At 67.7% G+C, this 20,215-nt stretch carries 21 protein-coding genes; 7 read left to right on the top strand and 14 right to left on the bottom strand.

All coding sequences use genetic code 11. From position 1 onward, the window contains the following. The first annotated feature begins 20 nt into the window (after window positions 1-20). From prmA to fis, 3 genes are all read left to right on the top strand, one after another. Entirely contained in the window at window positions 21-941 is a 921-nt protein-coding gene (gene prmA / locus AC5P7U_RS04965; RefSeq protein ID WP_414554641.1) for a 50S ribosomal protein L11 methyltransferase, read from the top strand. A gap of 42 nt (window positions 942-983) precedes the next feature. Beyond that, a complete protein-coding gene (locus AC5P7U_RS04960; protein ID WP_006473319.1) occupies window positions 984-1,754 on the top strand; it encodes a DUF3426 domain-containing protein in 771 nt (256 codons plus the stop codon). Between the two features lie 115 nt (window positions 1,755-1,869). After that, window positions 1,870-2,145, top strand: a complete 276-nt coding sequence (gene fis / locus AC5P7U_RS04955) for a DNA-binding transcriptional regulator Fis (RefSeq protein WP_005419706.1) — start codon at window positions 1,870-1,872, stop codon at window positions 2,143-2,145. A 127-nt stretch (window positions 2,146-2,272) separates the two neighbouring features. Here fis and AC5P7U_RS04950 read toward each other — a convergent pair whose 3' ends face one another. From AC5P7U_RS04950 to AC5P7U_RS04925, 6 genes are read right to left on the bottom strand one after another with little or no spacing between them, the layout of a single operon-like run. After that, complete coding sequence (locus AC5P7U_RS04950; protein ID WP_008268531.1) at window positions 2,273-3,268, bottom strand: phosphatidate cytidylyltransferase; 996 nt, start codon at window positions 3,266-3,268, stop codon at window positions 2,273-2,275. Then, complete coding sequence (locus tag AC5P7U_RS04945) at window positions 3,265-3,894, bottom strand: lysophospholipid acyltransferase family protein (protein WP_495220834.1); 630 nt, start codon at window positions 3,892-3,894, stop codon at window positions 3,265-3,267. The genes AC5P7U_RS04950 and AC5P7U_RS04945 overlap by 4 nt, the downstream gene beginning before the upstream one ends. A 13-nt stretch (window positions 3,895-3,907) precedes the next feature. Beyond that, a complete protein-coding gene (locus AC5P7U_RS04940) occupies window positions 3,908-4,345 on the bottom strand; it encodes a hypothetical protein (RefSeq protein WP_006473382.1) in 438 nt (145 codons plus the stop codon). Next, entirely contained in the window at window positions 4,342-5,676 is a 1,335-nt protein-coding gene (locus AC5P7U_RS04935) for a phosphatase PAP2/dual specificity phosphatase family protein (RefSeq protein WP_495220833.1), read from the bottom strand. The genes AC5P7U_RS04940 and AC5P7U_RS04935 overlap by 4 nt, the downstream gene beginning before the upstream one ends. Continuing rightward, entirely contained in the window at window positions 5,676-7,427 is a 1,752-nt protein-coding gene (locus tag AC5P7U_RS04930; RefSeq protein WP_006473388.1) for a bifunctional alpha/beta hydrolase/class I SAM-dependent methyltransferase, read from the bottom strand. Before AC5P7U_RS04930 ends, AC5P7U_RS04935 begins: the two co-directional genes overlap by 1 nt. Before the next feature lie 34 nt (window positions 7,428-7,461). After that, window positions 7,462-8,079, bottom strand: a complete 618-nt coding sequence (locus tag AC5P7U_RS04925; protein WP_312562974.1) for a CDP-alcohol phosphatidyltransferase family protein — start codon at window positions 8,077-8,079, stop codon at window positions 7,462-7,464. A gap of 208 nt (window positions 8,080-8,287) precedes the next feature. Here AC5P7U_RS04925 and purH point away from each other — a divergent pair, with 208 nt between their 5' ends. Genes purH through purD form a run of 3 tightly spaced genes read left to right on the top strand, consistent with a single transcriptional unit; the run spans window position 8,288 to window position 12,108 of the window. Further along, complete coding sequence (gene purH / locus AC5P7U_RS04920; protein WP_495220831.1) at window positions 8,288-9,871, top strand: bifunctional phosphoribosylaminoimidazolecarboxamide formyltransferase/IMP cyclohydrolase; 1,584 nt, start codon at window positions 8,288-8,290, stop codon at window positions 9,869-9,871. A 16-nt stretch (window positions 9,872-9,887) separates the two neighbouring features. Next, window positions 9,888-10,766: a hypothetical protein gene (locus tag AC5P7U_RS04915; RefSeq protein WP_495220830.1), complete on the top strand. Its 879-nt coding sequence runs from the start codon at window positions 9,888-9,890 to the stop codon at window positions 10,764-10,766. Window positions 10,767-10,824: 58 nt separating this feature from the next. Next, entirely contained in the window at window positions 10,825-12,108 is a 1,284-nt protein-coding gene (gene purD, locus AC5P7U_RS04910) for a phosphoribosylamine--glycine ligase (protein ID WP_495220829.1), read from the top strand. Between the two features lie 85 nt (window positions 12,109-12,193). Here the strand turns inward: purD and AC5P7U_RS04905 are convergent, their stop codons facing one another. The 8 genes from AC5P7U_RS04905 to rhlB form a co-directional block, all read right to left on the bottom strand. Beyond that, the gene (locus AC5P7U_RS04905; protein WP_006473426.1) at window positions 12,194-12,526 is read right to left on the bottom strand and encodes a helix-turn-helix domain-containing protein; all 333 of its coding nucleotides are present in this window, start codon (window positions 12,524-12,526) and stop codon (window positions 12,194-12,196) included. Then, window positions 12,510-12,899 (bottom strand): type II toxin-antitoxin system RelE/ParE family toxin, encoded by a 390-nt coding sequence (locus AC5P7U_RS04900; protein WP_006473427.1) that lies wholly within the window; start codon window positions 12,897-12,899, stop codon window positions 12,510-12,512. Before AC5P7U_RS04900 ends, AC5P7U_RS04905 begins: the two co-directional genes overlap by 17 nt. A gap of 166 nt (window positions 12,900-13,065) precedes the next feature. Then, the gene (gene rpoH / locus AC5P7U_RS04895) at window positions 13,066-13,941 is read right to left on the bottom strand and encodes an RNA polymerase sigma factor RpoH (RefSeq protein ID WP_006473441.1); all 876 of its coding nucleotides are present in this window, start codon (window positions 13,939-13,941) and stop codon (window positions 13,066-13,068) included. Window positions 13,942-14,219: 278 nt separating this feature from the next. Further along, a complete protein-coding gene (ung, locus tag AC5P7U_RS04890; RefSeq protein WP_495220828.1) occupies window positions 14,220-14,933 on the bottom strand; it encodes a uracil-DNA glycosylase in 714 nt (237 codons plus the stop codon). Then, window positions 14,930-15,772 carry a response regulator gene (locus AC5P7U_RS04885; protein ID WP_006473442.1) on the bottom strand — a complete coding sequence of 281 codons (843 nt, stop codon included), beginning with the start codon at window positions 15,770-15,772 and terminating at the stop codon, window positions 14,930-14,932. Before AC5P7U_RS04885 ends, ung begins: the two co-directional genes overlap by 4 nt. 7 nt (window positions 15,773-15,779) lie before the next feature. Continuing rightward, on the bottom strand, window positions 15,780-16,727 hold the full coding sequence (ftsX, locus tag AC5P7U_RS04880) for a permease-like cell division protein FtsX (RefSeq protein WP_008266959.1): 948 nt from the start codon (window positions 16,725-16,727) through the stop codon (window positions 15,780-15,782). 3 nt (window positions 16,728-16,730) lie between these two features. Continuing rightward, a complete protein-coding gene (gene ftsE, locus AC5P7U_RS04875; protein WP_006473446.1) occupies window positions 16,731-17,417 on the bottom strand; it encodes a cell division ATP-binding protein FtsE in 687 nt (228 codons plus the stop codon). A 157-nt stretch (window positions 17,418-17,574) separates the two neighbouring features. Next, a complete protein-coding gene (gene rhlB, locus AC5P7U_RS04870; RefSeq protein ID WP_495220827.1) occupies window positions 17,575-19,296 on the bottom strand; it encodes an ATP-dependent RNA helicase RhlB in 1,722 nt (573 codons plus the stop codon). Between the two features lie 511 nt (window positions 19,297-19,807). Between rhlB and trxA the strand changes: the two genes are divergently transcribed. Next, entirely contained in the window at window positions 19,808-20,137 is a 330-nt protein-coding gene (gene trxA / locus AC5P7U_RS04865; protein ID WP_005411275.1) for a thioredoxin, read from the top strand. The last annotated feature ends 78 nt before the right edge of the window (window positions 20,138-20,215 follow it).

The following is a 20,215-nucleotide window of genomic DNA, read 5'->3' as shown; positions in this document are numbered from 1 at the left end:
CCGCGATTGCCCCCACCGCCATGCCGTTCCTGGAACTGACTCTGCGCTGCACCGAAGCCACACAGCCCCGCTATGAAAACGCGCTTGAAGATGTCGGCGCACTGGCTGTCACCCTGCTCGATGCCGAAGCCGATACCAGCAACGAGCAGGCCATCCTCGAACCGGGCGTGGGCGAGACCCCGCTGTGGGACACCCTGGTACTGAGCGCACTGTTCCCCGCCGACAGCAACGCGCTGATGCTGCTGGCCGCACTGGAAGCCTTCGATCCGGAGCTGGACTGGAGCGGCGGCAGCTTCCGCGCGGTGGAGGATGAAGACTGGGAACGCGCCTGGCTGGACCAGTTCCAGCCGATGGATTTCGGCAACCGTACCTGGATCGTGCCGTGGAACCATGAGCTGCCGGACGCCGCACAGGCCGCCGACGCCGCCGTGGTGCGGCTGGACCCGGGCCTTGCGTTCGGCTCGGGCACCCACCCGACCACCGCGCTGTGCCTGCGCTGGCTGGACCAGCTGGCTGTGGACGGCCAGCTGCAGGGCCAGCGCGTGCTCGACTTCGGTTGTGGCTCGGGCATCCTCGCGCTGGCTGCGCTGAAGCTGGGCGCTGCTGAGGCCATCGGCGTGGACAACGACCCGCAGGCACTGGTCGCCACCGCCGACAATGCCGAGCGCAACGGCGAGCAGGCACGCATGCAGGTCTACCTGCCGCAGGACGAACCGGTCGCGACCTATCCGATCGTGGTCGCCAACATCCTCGCCTCGGCACTGGATGCACTGGCCGAACTGCTGGCCACGCGCGTCGCCGCCGGCGGCCGGATCGCGCTGTCCGGCATCCTGCATGGGCAGGAAGGCGAGCTGCTGCAGCGCTACGCCGCGTGGTTCGACGACCTGCAGGCCACCCAGGATGGCGACTGGATGCGCATCACCGGCGTGCGCCGCGCCTGATCGTGGTTGAATGACTGCTGGATCCGAGCCCGCGCCCTGAGCATGTCCGAGCCGAACCCGCCGCGCCGCCCCCTGGCGACCTTCCTGCGCACTGCGCCGGAGGGTGAAGCCGCACCTGCGACCGATGCGCGCATGCAGGACGACGCCATGCCTGCAGCGCCCACGGTACAACCTCCGGCCGAGCCCATCGCACCGGCGCAACCGCCGGCGGCAGAGAGGCGGCACGATGATGACAGTGTCATCGTGCAGGACCCAACGCCCTTCGAACCGGCGCCGGTTGCGGTGCCGGCAACACCGCTTGCCGGTGATGCCCCCGGTTTCCTCGGCAACTCCCGACCGCGCGCCCTGCCGGCACCGCGCTGGCACTGGCTGCTGGTGGCCGGGCTGGCACTGCTGCTGGTGCTGCAGAGCGTGCTGGCCGACCGCGCGCGCCTGGCCGCCGACGCCGGCAACCGCGCATGGCTGGGCCCCCTGTGCGGCGTTCTCCACTGCAGCCTGCCGCTCTGGCATGAACCCACCGCGTTCACCATGACCAGCCGCGAGATCCGCCCGCTGCCCGGACAGGCCGGCGTGCTGCAGGTACAGGCCAGCATCCGCAACGATGCGCGTTGGGCGCAGGCCTGGCCGGACCTTCGCCTGTCGCTGTCCGATGCCGATGGCCGGGTGATCGGCAGCGGTGTGTTCACCCCCGCGCAGTACCTGGGCGAGGCCCCCGGAACGGCACCGCTGGAGCCGGGCCAGAGCGCACGCATCGCGTTCCGTGTACAGGAGCCCGCCGCATCCACTGTCGCATTCACCTTCGACTTCCTCTGACCAGGCTGAAGACGCCCAGCCGTGGCAGGTCGAGCACGCTCGCGCTAGACTGACCGCCACCACCTCGTCCGGCCGCGCGCTCCGCGCGCACGGGCCAACCGAATCGGGAACCCCCTTGAACGCTGTCCTTTCTCGTCCTGACAACAGTCGTGGCGCTCCCCGGCCACCGCTGCGTGAACACGTCGCCCAGTCCGTGCGCCGCTACCTGCGTGATCTCGATGGCTGCGACGCGGACGATGTCTACGAGATCGTGCTGCGCGAGATGGAGATCCCGTTGTTCGTGGAAGTGCTCAACCACTGCGAAGGCAACCAGAGCCGCGCTGCAGCGATGCTGGGCATCCACCGCGCCACCCTGCGCAAGAAGCTGAAGGAATACGGCATCAGCGCGTAAGCGCCACAGGGGTAGTGCCGGCCGCCGGCCGGCAACCCCATGGACGATGGCAGGATGTTGCAGTTGCCGGCCAGCGGCCGGCACTACCGGTAGATCCACGCCATGCGTGGATGGCGCCCTCCCGAAATCAACCGCCGCCGCCCGCCTTCCAGTAGTACCGCACCACATGGAAGAACACCGGCGCGGCGAAGCACACCGAATCCAGCCGGTCGAGCATGCCCCCGTGGCCCTCGATCATGTGGCCCCAGTCCTTGATGCCGCGGTCGCGCTTGATCGCCGACATCACCAGGCCACCCCAGAACCCCATCAGGTTGATCAGCAGCGACAGGCCGAAGGCCTGCAGTGGCGTGAACGGGGTAATCCACCACAGCGCCGCGCCCAGCGCACTGGCACTCAGCACGCCCCCCACGAAGCCCTCCACCGTCTTCGACGGCGACAGCTTCGGCGCGATCAGGTGCCTGCCCAGCAGCTTGCCCCAGATGTACTGCAGCACGTCCGAGGACTGCACCACGATCACCAGGAAGGCAAACAACAGCACGTTGCGCGACGGGTCATGCCCCGGCACCTGCAGGTTCAGCAGCAGCGGAACGTGCGAAATGCAGAACACGCAGATCATCAACCCCCACTGTACCTTCGCCGTGCGCTCCAGGTAGTGGGTGGTGTCGCCGCCGATGGTCGACAGGATCGGCAGGAACAGGAACGCGTAGACCGGAATCAGCAGCGTGTACATGCCGTACCAGTCGATCCACACCAGGTAGTACTGCCAGGGCAGCACGATGTAGAACGCGGCCAGCAGCGCGTAGTAGTCGCCCGAGCGGGTCGGCGCCAGGGTGATGAACTCGCGCAGCGCGAACAGCGAGATGATCGCGAACAGCACGATCACCCCGGCACGGCCGAAGAACAGCGCCAACCCCACCACGATCGCCATCACCCACCACGCGCGGATGCGCGAGACCAGGTTGGCGATCACCGCGCTGGGCTGCCCGCGCTGGCGCCAGCGCAGGGTTTCGGCCACCAGTGTGGCCAGCACCAGCACCGCGCCGACGCCGGCGAACAGCAGGCCGGTCTGCTGGCCTACGCTCTGCGTTGCCAGATCGCCGGAGACATCCAGCACGAAACTCATGCTCGGCCTCCATTGGGTGCCAGGTCCAGCAGCGCCTGCCGGCTGCGCGCCAGGAACGCCGCCTTGTCCTCATCGGCCTGCAGCCGCAGCGGCGCACCGAAGGTGGCCGTACACAGCAGCGGCAACGGCAGGAACCGGCCCTTGGGCATCACCCGCTTCAGGTTGTCGATCCACACCGGTACGAACTCCAGTTCCGGCCGCTGCCGCGCCAGGTGGTAGATACCGCTCTTGAACGGCAGCAGCGGTTCGTCGCCGACATTGCGCGTGCCTTCCGGGAACAGGATCAGCGAACACCCTTCATCGACCGCTTCGCGCAGTACCTGCAACGGGTCCTGCTGGCGATGCCCGGCCTCGCGCTCGACCAGCACGCCGTTGAACACCGCATCGATCAGGTAGCGGCGCAGGGCATCGCCCTGCCAGTACTCGGCCGCCGCCACCGGGCGCACCTGGCGGCGCAGGGCCGGTGGCATCGACGACCAGATCAGCACGAAATCACCGTGGCTGGCGTGGTTGCCGTAATAGACGCGGTGCTCACTGGATGGTGCACAGCCGATCCACAGCGCACGTGCGCCGGTTACCACATGGATCGCGCCACTGCAGGCGCGGGCAATCAGTTCGGCGAACATCGGTTCCTCCCGTTCACGTCTGCGGCCACAGCACCGCCAGCAGCAGCACCGAAAACTGCAGCAGGGTGGCCACGTACTGGCGCACCAGCAGGCGCCGCATGCCGATCCAGCGCGCGTCCCAGCCACGCACCGGCGCCTGCGCATCGCGGCGACGCAGGCCAGCGGTGTGGAGGGCGGCATCCACCCGTTCGGCGGCCGCATCCCCCTGCAGGTGTTCGCGCAGCAGCAGCTGCAGCAGGCTGGCATCAAGCTGCACGCGCACCGCGTAGTACGCCTGCGCCACGCCCATCGCCACGCTCAGCAACAGCAGGCCGGCGGCGATCATCGCCAGCCCCGGCTCAATCCCCAGCAACAACAGCGCCACCAGCAGCAGGCCCAGTGACAGCACGGCAGGCAGGCGGCCCTGGCGCAGCAGCAGGTGCATCATCGGCAGATCGGCAGCGTTGCTCATGCAGTGCTCTCCGGTGCGGCAGCGGCCGCGATGGCCTGTAGATGACTGTCATGCAGGACGATCGACGGCCGTGCGGTGCGCACGATCGCCACCGCAGCGTCGGCATTGGGGGCACGACCACTGCGCAGCAGCCAGGTCGCGACGCTGGCGGCACTACGCGAATAGCCCAGCGCACAGCACACGAGCAATGGCCCCTGCGCACGCAGCCGCTCGATCGCCTCCGCCGCCTCGCGCAGCTGGACCGGCGTGGGCACCACCAGGTCCAGCATCGGCACGCGGGTGTATGCGGCACCCGGCGCACGGCAGGATAGTTCGGCACAGACGTCCACCACGCCCTGCATCGGCGGCGGCAACGCGGCGCTGGGAATGCGGCCCAGCCATACGCCGTCCATCACAAGGACCGGCTGCGGCGCACGGCGCGTCCACACCCGTGAGTTGATCCAGGCCGCCCCCTGATACGGCGCCAGCAACCAGCGCGCCGCCATCGTCAGGCGTCCATCGGCGCGCTTCTGGAACACGGCCGTGCCCAGCCCGGCGTAGGCCAGTGCCACCAGCAGCAGCGACACCACCGGCCACAGCAGCCACAGCACTGCACCGCGCAGCAGCACCACCGGCACCAGCAGGGCCGCCGCCCCCAGCAGGTACAGCGCCGCCAATCGCCAGCGTTTCCGGTCGCGTGCGGAGCACCAGGCACGCAGCGGCGGCGTGCCCTGCTCCGGCCACAGCCAGACGCACAGCCAGCCCGCCAGTGCGCCGGTAGGGATGTCGATGAAATGGTGCTGGAACGTGGTCAGCACCGAAACGCCGATCAGCAGCGCCCACCCATGCAGCACCCAGCGCCAGGCACCGTGCAGGTACTGCGCGAACTTCACCCACAGCACGATCAGCAGCACGATGTGCAGCGACGGTGCCTGGTTGAAGGGCTTGTCGAAGCCCAGCAGCACATCGAACAGCCAGCCGAACACACCGCCGATCTCCGGCCGTTCAAAGCTGAAGCGCAACGGCCACAGCAGGAAACACGCGACCGCGATGACCTGCGCACTGAACAGCCGCAGCGCGTGCCGGTCCAGTTCCAGCCGACGCCGGCACAGGAAGAACGAGATCGCATAGAACAGATCGATCGACCAGTACGGCACGATCGTCCATGGCACGAACGGAATCTGCGTTTCCCATCCGAACGCCATCACCGGCAGTTCGGCATGGCGGCCAGCCATCCAGTTGGCGAAGCCGTAGCTGGCGAAGAAGAACGGCCCCAGCAAGGCCAGCCACAGCAGGGCGCGCCGCCAGGGGCGCCCCTCCGCAACCAGCGGGCTGGCGGCAAGCGTCGCCATCATGCAGTCCGGCGTGCCAGCGACACGGTGAAGATGCCGAAGTCATCAATGCGCTGCGCCACCTTCTCGAACCCGGCCAGGCGTACCAGCTCGTCCATCTCCTGCTGGGTACGACGCCGCATCACCCACGCTGCGCCACCGCGGTGGCTGGTCAGCGCGCGGGCGATGAACTCCAGCTGCGGGTGCCAGGGCTGGCCGGTGTAGGCCAGGTAGCCGCCCACCGGCACCGTCGCGGCGATGCCCTGCAGCGAGCGCAGTACCGCATCGTTGTCGGGGAACAGTTCGTACAGGCCCGACACCACCGCCAGCGTCGGCGCCGGGTCCACCCTGGCCAGCTGCGCCGGATCGAACGCATCGCCCTGCTCGAAGCGCGCGATGTCGGCCGCCCCCAAGCGGTCGATCAGTGCCTGGCCCTGGGTGACATTCAGGTCGCTGAAATCACGCAGCACGATGCGATCGGCGCGCTGTTCGCCCTGGCCCAGCGCTTCCAGCACATAGCGGCCGTGGCCGGCGGCCACGTCCAGCACACGTACCGGCACCCCCTGCCCGCGCAGGCGCTGCGCAGCATCGCGCAGCAGTTCCTGCAGGTGCTGGCCACGCACGCGGATGCCGCGCCAGCCGATCGCATCCAGATAGTTGCGATCGACCATGCGCCCCAGCGGGCCCTTGCCACGGGCTTCGTCGCGGTAGATGTAGTCGAGCGTGCTGCCCGAATCGAAACCGGTCTGCAGGCCCAGCGCGATGCCTTCGGACAGCGTGCCGCCGAAACGCAGGCCACCGCGCACCACGCGCCAGCGCAGGTCGGCCAGGCTGTTGCGCTCTGGCGGCCACGCCAGGATTTCCGATTCCTCGAAGGTCGGCCCATGGCGGTGCGCATCGCGTCGCGACAGCTCGCGCAGTGGCTCGGCGAAACGCGCCTGGATGAAGCTGCGGATGCGTGCCAGCGCAGGCGCCCGATCGCGCTCGCCCAGCGTGTCGTGGAAGAAGCCCGGCAGGTGCACGCGCTCCTTGACCGGGCTGGACAGCCGCTCGTAGAAGCGATCCTGCGGGCCGCGATGAACGACGAAATCCGAACCGGACACCAGCAGCTGCACCGGCACGCTGATCGCCTGTGCATCGGCCACGATGCGGTCGGCCGCCTCGTACAGGCCCAGCAGCACGCGCACCGAGATCGGCCGGGTGATCAGCGGATCGGTGCGGTAGCTCTGCACCCGCGCCGGGTCGTGGGTCAGCCACTGCGGCTTGACGTAGCTGTTGACGAAGAAGTTGCCGCGCAGCTTCTGCATCAACGCCAGGCCCGGGCGTGCGAACGGCACGTACAGCTTCACCTTGAACGCCGGCGAGGCCATCACCAGCGCACGCAGGCGCGGCGCATAGTCATGCACCCAGGTGGCGGCGACCACGGCGCCCACGCTCTGCGCGATCACCACGATGTCTTCCACCGCGATGCCGTGCTCGGCACCGATGTGGGCGATGAAGCTGTCCAGGTCGCGTACCAGTGCCGGGAAGCCGGGTGCATCGCCACGCGCGCCCGGCGAGCGGCCGTTACCGCGCGCGTCCCAGGCGAAGAAAGCGGTATCGGGCAGGTCCAGCTCGTCGACCAGGTGGGTGACCCGGCCGGAGTGCTCGTGGCCGCGGTGCAGCAGCACGATGGCCTTGCTGGCCGGCGTTGCGGTGGTGGCCGCCCAGTACCGGTAGAACAGCGGTACCTGGTCGAAGCTGTGGAATTCCCGTTCCTGCGCCTGACGCATGCAATCTCCTGATTGTCTTTTTGTATCTGCTTGATTAATTCGGCGAAACCGCCGCTTCCCGCAGTCCGCGACGGACGCGGTTGATCATGGTCAGCATGCACAGCGCCGCCATGGCCGCAGCCACGCCAGTGACCGTCATCGCGCCAACCCACTCAAACGCCAGCAGCAGGCCCAGCACGCCGATCACGAACGCGCGGTCGCTCTTGCCCATCGGCCCGTCATAGCGGCGGCTGGCGCCGGCCATCAGCCCCAGCACGCCGGCGTACTCGCTCAGCGCCGCCGTCCAGGCCAGCAGCCACAGCGCTTCCGGGCGCACGCCCGGCACGCTGAGCAGGCCCAGGTACAGCGCGGCATCGGCAATCACGTCGCACAACTCATTCAGATAGGCGCCCAGCCGCGACTGCTGGCCGAACTCGCGGGCCAGCATGCCGTCCACCGCGTTGAGCGCCATGCGCAGCAGCATCCACAGCGGCAGCAGCAGGTACAGCAGCGGCTGGGCCGGGGCGCAGCACCACACCGCGGCGGCCACCAGCAGCGAGACCACGGCGGCGGCCACGGTCACCGCGTTGGCAGTGACCCCCATGCGGTACAGGCCGCGTACGGCTGGACGCAACAGGTCCTGGAAACGTCCCTTCAATGCATAGATCGACACGATCCGAACCCGCTGATCCTTGGCAGTTCCGGCACAGCCTACCCGATTGCGGCAGCGCCCCCCATCGAAATGCTTACGGACCGCCCCGGCCAGGCTGTGCTGAAGGCGGCCGCAGGGCCGTCGGCGCCAGCCGATTTTGCCCGCCAGCGCCCGCCACCGGCCCCCACCGCCTACAATATCGGCCCCGCTCCGCTGCCGATTCTGTCCCATGACTGCTGATCTGTTGCCCGTCCGTCGGGCCCTCCTCTCCGTTTCCGACAAGACCGGCCTGGCCGAGCTGGCCACTGCGCTGGCTGCACGCGGCGTGGAGCTGCTGTCCACCGGCGGCACCGCCAAGGCCATTCGCGACATGGGCCTGGCCGTCAAGGACGTGGCCGACGTTACTGGCTTCCCGGAGATGATGGACGGCCGGGTCAAGACCCTGCACCCGATGGTGCACGGCGGCCTGCTCGGCCGTTCCGGCCTGGATGATGCGGTGATGGCCGAGCACGGCATCGGCGCCATCGACCTGCTGGTGCTGAACCTCTATCCGTTCGAGTCGGTCACCGCCAAGGGCGACTGCACCCTGGCCGACGCGGTCGAGAACATCGACATCGGCGGCCCGGCGATGCTGCGTTCGGCCGCCAAGAACTTCGCCCGCGTGGCGGTGGCCACCGACCCGTCGCAGTACGCCGAACTGCTGGCCTCGCTGGAGGCCAACGACGGCCAGCTGAGCGCCGCCACCCGCTTCGCGTTCTCGGTGGCCGCCTTCAACCGCGTCGCCCAGTACGACGCGGCAATCAGCAACTACCTGTCGGCGGTCACCGCCACCGACGCCGCGGTACCGGCGCGTGCCGAGTACCCGGCGCAGATGAACTCCACTTTCGTGAAGGTGATGGACCTGCGCTACGGCGAAAACCCGCACCAGAGCGGCGCGTTCTACCGCGACCTGTACCCGGTACCGGGCACGCTGGCCACGTTCCAGCAGCTGCAGGGCAAGGAACTGAGCTACAACAACCTGGCCGATGCCGATGCGGCGTGGGAATGCGTGCGCCAGTTCGACGCGCCGGCCTGTGTCATCGTCAAGCACGCCAACCCGTGCGGCGTGGCCGTCGGTGCCGGCAACGGCGATGCCTACGAGCTGGCCTACGCCACCGACCCGACCAGCGCCTTCGGCGGCATCATCGCCTTCAACAAGCCACTGGACGCCGCCACCGCCAAGGTGATCCTGGACCGCCAGTTCGTCGAAGTGCTGATTGCCCCGGACTACGAGCCGGCCGCGCTGGAATACGCGCAGAAGAAGGCCAACGTGCGCGTGCTGCGCATCCCGCACGGCGATGGCCTGAACAACTTCGACAGCAAGCGCGTCGGCTCGGGCCTGTTGCTGCAGTCCTCGGACAACCGCGGCATGACCCGTGACGAACTGAAGGTGGTCAGCAAACTGGCGCCGACCGACAAGCAGTTCACCGACCTGCTGTTCGCCTGGAAGGTGGCCAAGTTCGTGAAGTCCAACGCGATCGTCTATGCCAAGGACAACCGCACCATCGGCGTGGGTGCCGGCCAGATGAGCCGTGTGTACTCGGCGCGCATCGCCGGCATCAAGGCCGCCGATGCGAACCTGGTGGTCGAGGGCTCGGTGATGGCCTCCGACGCGTTCTTCCCGTTCCGCGACGGCATCGACGCCGCCGCTGCCGCTGGCATCAAGGCGGTCATCCAGCCGGGCGGTTCGATGCGCGATGCCGAAGTGATCGCCGCCGCCGACGAACATGGCCTGGCCATGGTGTTCACCGGCGTGCGCCACTTCCGTCATTGATACTGGAGCGACACGGATGTCCGCAGTTTCGATGACATCGCTGGCCGCCCTCGCCCTCGCGGGTGCGGCCGTACTGGCGGGCTGCAAGCCTGCGGGCGAGCCCAGCGTGGCGCCGAAGGTGGATGCGCCTTCGGTGGCCCCCGCCCCACCGGCACAGCAGGTCAGCCGCACCGCACGACTGCAGGCTTTCCTGGTCCAGCGTTACGGCAGCAACGCCAAGCTCTCCGGTGAATGGCGCGGCAGCTGGACCGACGATGGCGACACCCATACGATGGACTGGCAGGTCTGTGCCGAGCAGCCGGTGGTCAGCGGTGACCACTGGCAGCAGCTGCTGGCGGTCTGTGGCGCACTGGCCGACGGTGCGCACATCGACCCGGGCACCATCGACTTCTTCGTTCTGCGCCCGAAGGATGATGGCTTCGAAGTGGCCAGCGAACTGACCGGCGGGCGCTTCGGCAGCGGCGGTCAACCCGGCACCGCCAGCGTCATCCGCGCCGGCAGTGATTTCTATGGCTTCCGCGTCGAGGACGGCTGGTTCGGCCAGGGCTTCTCGCTGCTCTCGCAATCGCTGGTCCTGCCGGGCCCGAACGGCCTGGTCGCCAGTGGCAGCCTACGCAGCCATATCGACAATGACGCCCAGTACGAGTGCGACACCGTCGACGCCAATGCCGATGCTGAAACCGCGGAAGACTGCCGCAGCCGCCGCTTCAGCATCGATTTCGCACTGCGTTTCGACGACAGTGACCGCAGCGCGCGCACCTGGCCGCTGCTGATCGAGGAGGCCGGCACCACCTGTGGCGGCAAACCGGTCCGGCAGCAGCACCGCTTCAGCCTGGACAGCAAGACCTGGACCTATTCCTTCCCCGAAGCGCTTCGACGCGAAGGCTGCGAGTGAACCACGCGCACCGCCGGGGATACCGATCTTCCCTTCCCACGCAATCTGGAATCTCGTGATGAACGTACTTGTCATCGGCTCTGGCGGCCGCGAACACGCCCTGGCATGGAAGCTGGCCCAGTCCTCCCGTGTCACCGAAGTGATCGTGGCGCCCGGCAACGCCGGCACCGCCAGCGAAGACAAGTGCCGCAACGTCGCGGTGAAGGTCACCGATATTGATGGCCTGCTGGCGCTGGCCCAGGCTGAAGGCGTGGCGCTGACCGTGGTCGGCCCGGAAGTGCCGCTGGTGGCCGGCGTGGTTGACCGCTTCCGTGCCGCCGGCCTGCGCATCTTCGGGCCGACCGCTGCCGCCGCGCAGTTGGAAGGCAGCAAGGCCTACGCCAAGGATTTCCTGGCCCGCCACAACATCCCCACCGCGTTCTATGCCGTGCACACCGAGGTGGACGCGGCGCTGGCCTACATCCGTGAGAAGGGCGCACCGATCGTGGTCAAGGCCGATGGCCTGGCCGCCGGCAAGGGCGTGATCGTGGCAATGACGCTGGCCGAAGCCGAAGACGCGGTGCGTGACATGCTGTCGGGCAATGCGTTCGGCGATGCCGGTGCACGTGTGGTCATCGAGGAATTCCTCGATGGCGAGGAGGCCAGCTTCATTTCGATGGTGGACGGCGTGCATGCGCTGCCGATGGCCACCTCGCAGGACCACAAGCGCGTCGGCGACGGCGACACCGGCCCGAACACCGGCGGCATGGGCGCCTATTCGCCGGCCCCGGTGGTCACGCCGGAGGTACACGCACGCGTGATGCGCGAGGTGGTGAACCCGACCGTGCAGGGCATGATTGCCGACGGCATCCCGTTCACCGGCTTCCTCTATGCCGGCCTGATGATCGACGCCGGCGGCGCGCCGAAGGTGATCGAATTCAACGTGCGCTTCGGCGACCCGGAAACCCAGCCGGTGATGCTGCGCCTGCAGTCGGACCTGGTGGAGCTGGTGGAAGCGGCCATCGATGGCCGCCTGGACCAGATCGAAGCACAGTGGGATGCGCGCCCGTCGCTGGGCGTTGTGATGGCCGCCAGGCCGTACCCGGAATCGCCGATCACCGGTGATGTGATTTCCGGCCTGGACGACGTGCCGGCCAGTGCCAAGGTGTTCCATGCCGGCACCACGCTGGACGCGCAGGGCCAGGTGCTCAGTGCCGGCGGTCGCGTGCTGTGCGTGGCGGCGCTGGGCGACAGCGTGCGCGACGCACAGGCCAACGCCTATGCCGGCGTGGCCAAGGTGACGTGGGCAAACGAGTTCCACCGCAACGACATCGGCTGGCGCGCGATCGCACGCGAGGGCTGAGGCAGTCACGGCATCGGGACATCCACGCATGGCCTGGATTGAATAGCGCCGAAACGAACGGGCCCGGCAATGCCGGGCCCTTGCTTTACAGGACTGCTTCGAGTCCCTTCCGATCAATCAGGTTCAACAATTTCAGTGAGGGCCCGCTGGGCTTCTTCTCGCCTTGCTCCCAACTGCGCACCGTGGAGACGCTTGTGTTCAGCACCCCGGCAAACACTGGCTGGCTGAGCTGCAACGATGTACGCAGCGCGCGGATCTGGGCACTGCTGTATTCGGGAACAGGCTCAAGGCACAGCGCCTCGTAGCTGCTCAACCGACGTTTGTCGATGAAGCCGTGCGCATGCAGACTCACGGCCGCATCGTGCACCGCCTCAAGCAGTAAACTTTTTGCGCGCCTTCGCTCAGGGGCCTTTGCCATGGCAGATCTCCTGTAGATCCCCGTACTCCACGGCACGCTTCAGCTGTGCCGGACTCATTTTCAGGAACTCCGATGCATACAACTGCAGTGCATCTCGTTCCGCATTCGTGATTGCGGCGCGTTCGTTCTTTTCATACCCGAAAAGAAAGAACCAATGCCCGCCTCGCTGTGTTGCGACGATGGTTCGAGCGCTTCCGCGCTTTCCTCGTCCCGGCAACGCGACGCGCTTCTTGAAGAGGCCTCCGCCAAGATCTGCATCCACCAGACCCGCTTCCATTTCCCTTATCGACTGACACAAGGCAGCGTCAGGCAGCACGGTCCTGCGCATGCTGCGGTTGAAACTTCGGGTGCGGAAAACGCGTGGCATGATCATACCGTGCCACCTGGTGGTACGGCGTGAACATCAGGATCCAGCGCAGGACCCGGTCGGCGCAATCACCGTCCTGGCGTCGGGCATCCACGCATGGCGTGGATGAGCCCCACAAACGTGAAAGGCCCGGCAGTGCCGGGCCTTTCTCCATTCCAACGCCACCCGCGCTTTACGCGGTGAACAGCGCCTTCATCTTCTTCAGCGCGTTCGCTTCAACCTGGCGGATGCGCTCGGCCGACACGCCGTACTCGTCGGCCAGTTCCTGCAGCGTCACCTTGCTGTCGGCATCCAGCCAGCGGCGGCGGATGATGTCGCGCGAGCGGGCATCCAGCTCGGCCAGCCCTTCGCGCAGCAGCTGCATCTGGTTGTCTTCGCTGTCGGCACGTTCGTAGGCCATCGACGGGTCTTCGTCGTTGGCAACCAGGAACGCGGCCGGCGACGGCGGCGCGTGCTCGTTGTCCTCGTCGGTCGGTGCATCGAAACCGATATCGCGACCGGACAGGCGCGATTCCATTTCCATGACCTCACGCTCGGACACGTTCAGGTCCTTGGCCACGGCGCTGACTTCAGCCGCGTTCATCCAGCCCAGGCGCGTCTTCGACTTGCGCAGGTTGAAGAACAGTTTGCGCTGCGCCTTGGTCGTGGCGACCTTCACGATGCGCCAGTTCTTCAGGATGAACTCGTGCATCTCGGCACGGATCCAGTGCACGGCGAAGGACACCAGGCGCACGCCCATGTCCGGGTCGAAGCGCTTGACCGCCTTCATCAGGCCGATGTTGCCTTCCTGGATCAGGTCGCCCAACGCAAGGCCGTAGCCGTTGTAACCGCGGGCCACGTGCACCACGAAGCGCAGGTGCGAATGCACCAGCTCGCGGGCGGCGTCCAGATCGTTGCCGTCGCGGAAGCGACGGGCCAGGTCCTGTTCGTCATCGACCGACAGCACCGGGATCTGGTGCACGGCACCGATGTAGGCGTCCAGCGAACCGAGCGCACTGGGAATCGGGAGATTGTTTGCCACAAGGGCAGTAGAGGTGTTCTGGCTCATAGGCACCCATCTTAGCAGTCCGGGATTTGGACTGCTAAAGGAGGAAAAAGTTCCAGCATCCTATTGATGCAACACTGGTCCCAAACAGAGCCCTACCGTAGCGCGATTTGATTACAGTGGCGAGCGCGCTTTTCGGGATTCACAATCCCTTGGAATTCAAGTAATTACCTACCGGAAGCCGGCCGATTCCGGTCAAGCGGAGCTGAACGGGCCGTCCCGGAGCCCCATTCAGGACCGGGCACGTTGCCCGGTGTTCAGGCCCAGCCGCCCGCGGGCGCTCAAAGCGCCGAACGGGGCGGCAGCGACCAGTCGATCGGGGCCTGGCCACGGCGCTGCAGGTACTCGTTGGCCATCGAGAAGTGCCGGCAACCGAGGAAGCCGCGGTGGGCCGACAACGGCGACGGATGCGGCGACTTCAGCACGCGATGGCGGCGAGTGTCGATGACCTTGCCCTTCTGCTGCGCATAGGCGCCCCAGAGCATGAACACCAGGCCTTCGCGTTCGAGGTTGAGCACGTCCACCACATGATCGGTGAAGCCTTCCCAGCCCCGCCCCTGGTGCGCGCCGGCCTTGCCCTCTTCCACCGTCAGCACCGCATTGAGCAGCAGCACGCCGCGCTGCGCCCACGGGATCAGGCAGCCGTGGTCCGGACGCGGGATACCGAGATCGCTCTCGATCTCCTTATAGATGTTCAGCAGCGACGGCGGCACCGGCACGCCCGGCGGCACCGAGAAGCTCAGGCCATGGGCCTGGCCGCGGCCGTGATACGGGTCCTGGCCGAGGATGACCACCTTCACCTGCTCGAACGGCGTGGCGTCGAACGCGGCGAAGATCTGCGGGCCGGGCGGGAATACCGCGGCACCACTCGCCTTGCGCTGGCGCAGGAAACTGGACAGCTCGCGCATCTGCGGTTGCAGCAGGTAATCACCGACGTGCTGCTTCCAGCTCGGTTCCAGCTGGATCGTCGGGGTGTCGGCTACTTCATCCATCATCGAATCAGGGGTCCATCGTTCAATCGGGCCAGGCGCAGCTGGAACAGCACCTTGGTGACCAGCAGCCGTTCTTCGATCGGCTTGAGCACCAGGTCGTTGGCGCCGGACTGCAGCAGCCCGGTCTGGTTGTGCGGATTGCCGTCACCGGTCATCACCAGCACCGGCAGGCGGCGCTTGCCGTAGCCGAAGTCCACGCGCACGCGCTGCACCACGTCGCGGCCACTCAGTTCACCCTTGAGGGTGACGTCGGTCAGCACCAGGTCGATGCGGTGGCGGCTGCGGCCCAGCGACTCGGCGGTGAGCAGGGTGAACGCCTCTTCGGCGCTGACCACGTGCAGCACGTTCAACTGCTGGCGTTCGAGCATGCGCTTGGTGGCCTCGGCCACCACGCGGCTGTCCTCGATGTAGAGGATGGTCGCACCGGGAATCGTCTGCGGCTGCACGTAGCCGCGGATGAAGGTCGCCAGTGCCTCGTGGCCCAGCGCCTTGTCGAAATAGTCGGTGACGTATTCGGTGAAGCGGCGCTGCTCCAGGTGCTGCTGGGCGTCGCCGGACACCACGATCACCGGCACATAGGCCTGGCCCACGGCATCGCGGACCATCCGCGCCAGCGCCAGGCCATCTCCATCGCGGAGGGTCAGCGACGTGGTCACCAGGTCCACCGGGCCCTGCGCCAGCGCCTGCTGCGCATCCTCGATGCTGTCGCAGCCGATCACCTCCACGCCCGGCAGCTCACGGGTCAGGACGTCGGCAATCAGCTTGCGCACCAGCTTCGAGCCATCGACCACCATCACCCGCGTCGCGGGCCCATCAAGGTGCTTCAGCGCTTGCGGTTGCATGCCGGTCTCAGGTGTCGGTCGGACGGGTCTGGCGGAGGAAGTGGCCCGTCACCAGCCAGGCCCCCAGCCAGCCCAGCAGCAGCGTGCCGAGCAGGACCAAGCCCCCATGCAGCAGGTCCAGGCCGTGCAGCACGAACGGGCTGCCGTAGCTGCGCGAGAGTTCGGCCAGCGGCACGCGCAGCGCGGCACCGGCGGCGGCGATCAGGGCCAGCGCCACCGCGCCGGCACCGAGGCCGTACCAGGCGCCCAGGTACAGGAACGGGCGGCGGATGAAGCCGTCGCTGGCGCCAAGCAGCTGCAGCACGCCGATCTCTTCGCGGCGGGCCTGGATATCCAGGCGCACGGTGTTGCCGACCACCAGCGCGGCGCCGGCGCCGAGCAGCACCGACAGCACCTGTACCAGCCGTGCGCCGAACGCCAGCCAGGCATCCAGGCGCTGGCGCCACAGCGCATCGTGCTGCACCAGGTCGGCCTCAGGCAGGCTTTCCAGCGCACGTGCCAGGCGCGCATCGTCCTTGCCCTGGCCCGGGGTGATCACCAGCAGCGAGGGCAGCGGGTTGTCGTTGAGCGCGTCGATCGCCTCGCCCAGGCCGGCATCGCGCAGTTCCTGCAGGCCCTGTTCGGGCGTGCGCACGTTCACTTCGGCGACGTCGTCGCGGTCGCGCAGCTGGCCGGCCAGGCGCAGCGCGCCGGGGCCATCGACATTGCCCTTCAGGAACACATTGATATCGCGCGACTGCTGCACGCTGCCGGCGAACTGCTTGAGGTTGTCCAGTGCGATCGACAGGCCCAGTGGCAGGGCCAGCGCCAGCGCCATGACCATCACCGTCAGCAGCGTCGCCCACGGCTTGCGGCAGGCGCGGCCCAGGCTGAACACCACGCTGTGCACGTGGTGCTGGAACCAGACGCCCACCCGCGAGGGGGCGGCGGCTTCGCTGTTTTCGTTCTTCGCCATGCGTTACTCCGCCAGGTCCTGCGGCGAGATGTCGTCCGCCAGCCGGCCGTGGTCGAGGATCAGCACGCGCTTGCGCATGCGGCGCAGCAGCGGCAGGTCATGGCTGACCACCAGCACGCTGGTGCCGCGCGACGGCAGCTCGGCGAACAGGGCCATGATCTCCGCCGCCAGGGTCGGGTCGAGGTTGCCGGTGGGCTCGTCGGCCACCAGCAGCTTGGGCTCGCCGACGATGGCGCGGGCGATGCCGACGCGCTGCTGCTCGCCGGCCGACAGCTGCGAGGGCAGCGCCTTCTCGCGATGGCCCAGGCCCATCCGTTCGAGCACCGAGCGCACGCGCTTGCTGATGTCGCCGCGGCGGGTACCGCGCAGGATCAGCGGCAGCGCCACGTTCTCGGCGATCGAGCGGTCCATCAGCAGGCGATGGTCCTGGTAGACCGCCCCCACCGCGCGTCGGTGGCGCGGCACATCGCCGCCACGCACCTTCAGCAGGTTGCGCTCGTCGAACACCACCGCGCCGCGGCTGGGCCGCTCGTCGAGGTGGATCAACTTGAGCAGGGTGCTCTTGCCCGCACCGGAATGGCCGGTGACGAACAGCATCTCGCCCGGCGCGACCTCGAAGCTGACATCGATCAGCGCCTCGTGGCCACCGGCGTACTGTTTGCTGACATTGTCGAAGCGCAGGACACTCATGCCCCGATTATGCAGGAGCGGCGCGACGACGTGGAGATGGCCACATGATCGGTCGTGCCGGCCGCTGGCCGGCACCTGTGTGGATTGCCGGCCAGCGGCCGGCGCTACCCACCCCATGGGGCAGTGCGGACCAAGGTCCGCACCCACCATCAGCGGCTTAGCTGCCCGACAGCATCCGGCGGATCTTGCGGCCGATGCGGGTCAGGAACGAATCGCCGGTGTCGGCGGCGGTGCGCACCGGCTTGGCCACCACCTGTACCGGGGTGACCGGGCTGGCGCCATTGCCGGCCGTGTTCTGCACGCCCTCGGCGCCTTCGACCGGACGGCCGTGGCGACGACGACGGCGCTTGCGCGGCTTGCGCTCGCCCTCCACCGCCCCTTCCGGTGCGCCTTCGGCACGCGGCGGGCGCGGCGGACGCGGAGCCTGGGCAACCGCGGCCTCGGCACCGTCAACCGGCGCGGCTGCCGTCTGCTCGCCTTCCACGCGCGGCTTGCGCGGGCCACGCGAACGGCGCTCGCCGCTGCGCTCACCGTCGCGACGCTCGCCACGACCACCGCCGGAGCGGCCGCCACTGCGGCCACCACCACGACGCTCTTCCTCGGCGGCGCGGGCTTCGCGCGCTTCACGGAAGATCTGGCCGACGCTCTCGTTCTCCTCGCCTTCCTCGCCAGCGGCCGGGGCCGGGCGTTCCGGACGCGGCAGCGGGGTCAACAGTTCCTTGGTCACCGGCTCGGACGGAATCTTCTGCTCGATGTAGGCCTCGATGTCCGGCAGGCCCATGGCGTAGCGCTCACAGGCGAAGCTGATCGCATCACCCTCTTCGCCCAGGCGCGCGGTACGGCCGATGCGGTGCACGTAGTCCTCGGCATCGAACGGCAGGTCGTAGTTGTAGACGTACTTGATGCCGTCGATATGCAGGCCGCGGGCGGCCACGTCGGTGGCCACCAGGATTTCCAGCTGGCCCTTCTGGAAGCGGTTGAGCAGGCTCTCGCGCTTCTTCTGCGGCACGTCACCGGACAGCACGCCGACACGGTAGCCGGCCTTCTCCAGCGAACGCGCCACGCGCTCGACGAACACCTTGGTATTGACGAACACCATGGTGCGCGCGCCTTCGCTGCGCGACAGCAGGCCCAGCAGCAGCGGGATCTTCTCGTCGTCGGCCGGGAAGTAGATGCGCTGGCGCACGCGCGCGGCGGTGATGGTCTCGGCTTCGACCACCAGCTTCTGCGGCTCGTTCATGTGCTCGTAGGCCAGCTCCAGCACGCGGTGGCTGAGGGTGGCGCTGAACAGCAGGGTCTGCCGGATGGTGCGCTCGGGCATGCGGCGCAGCAGGAAGCGGATGTCCTTGATGAAGCCCAGGTCGAACATGCGGTCGGCTTCGTCCAGCACGCAGATCTCGCAGGCGTGCAGCGAAACCACCTTGTGCTGCTTGACGTAATCGATCAGGCGGCCCGGGGTGGCGATGATCACGTCCACGCCCTGCTGCAGCAGTTCGCGCTGCTTGTCGTAATCCACGCCGCCGTAGACCAGCGCGAAGCGCAGGCCCAGGTCGGAACCGAACTTCACCGCATCCTTGTGGATCTGGATGGCCAGTTCACGGGTCGGGGCGAGGATCAGCGCGCGCGGATCTTCCGGCTTGCGGTCGGCCAGGGCCGGGCGGGTCAGCAGGCGGTTCACGACAGCGACCAGGAAGGCCAGCGTCTTGCCGGTGCCGGTCTGGGCCTGGCCAGCGACATCACCACCGGGCAGCGCGACGGGCAGGGTCAGCGCCTGGATCGGCGTGCAGCGGGTGAATCCGGCTCCTTCAAGACCGGCCTGCAGGGCCGGATGCAGCTCGAAGGAGGAGAAGGTCAAATCGGTCAGCGGTTTGTCGCTCATGTGTCCGTCTTGGTATGGCCGCCGGCCCGTGGGGCGGCTGGCACTTCAGCGTCTAGGGGCACCGTCGCAAACTGCGGCCCCTGCGGCGGGTTGGCAGGCTGGGACCACCCGGTCCGCACGCCGCACAATGCCCCAGTTTAACGCACTCGGGCGGGCAAACCGGAATGAACAGTCTCAATAGGCCGAGAGACGGAGAACCTTCACCCAGCCACACCGGACTTGAACGGCCTGGCCAGGGTCGCTGGTGTCGCCCACTGCCAGCCCCATGTACAGGAAGACAGTGAAATCCGACACATACCAGGCATCGAAGCGATCACGATACGCTGGGTTCCAGCCGGCGCCTGTCCCTGCCCTGCGATAGGGGTACACTGCCGGCCGTGAGCGTCCAGGCATTCCGCCGAACGCACCGCGGCAGTGCGCCGCGAGGCAACGACGAGGGTCGCGCCACCGGGCATGGCCCAGTTCACCCACCTCCGGCATGGCCGGGTGCAATCCAAGACGAGAAACCAAGATGAGCGACAAGGTTGTACATGTCGGCGACGCCGACTTTGATAGCGCAGTGCTGAATTCCAAGGAACCGGTGCTGGTCGATTTCTGGGCCGAGTGGTGTGGCCCGTGCAAGATGATCGCCCCGGCGCTGGACGAGCTGGCCGATGCCTACCAGGGCCGCGCCAAGATCGCCAAGGTCAACGTCGACCACAACCGTGCGCTGGCCGCCAAGTACCACGTGCGTTCGATTCCGTACCTGGTCGTGTTCAAGGACGGCGAGAAGGTCGGTGAGCAGATCGGTGCGGTCGGCAAGGCCCAGCTGGCCGGCCTGCTGGACAAGGCCCTGGCCTGATCCTGCGGTTCCCCGGCAGCCGCCGCCCGCGGCTGCCGGCGGGCGCCACGCGCCCATGATGAATGCTGTTCCCGGCGA

The sequence above is a fragment of the Stenotrophomonas sp. YJH_SMC_57 genome, from assembly GCF_059369755.1.
This window is presented reverse-complemented; position numbering and strand designations above follow the sequence as displayed.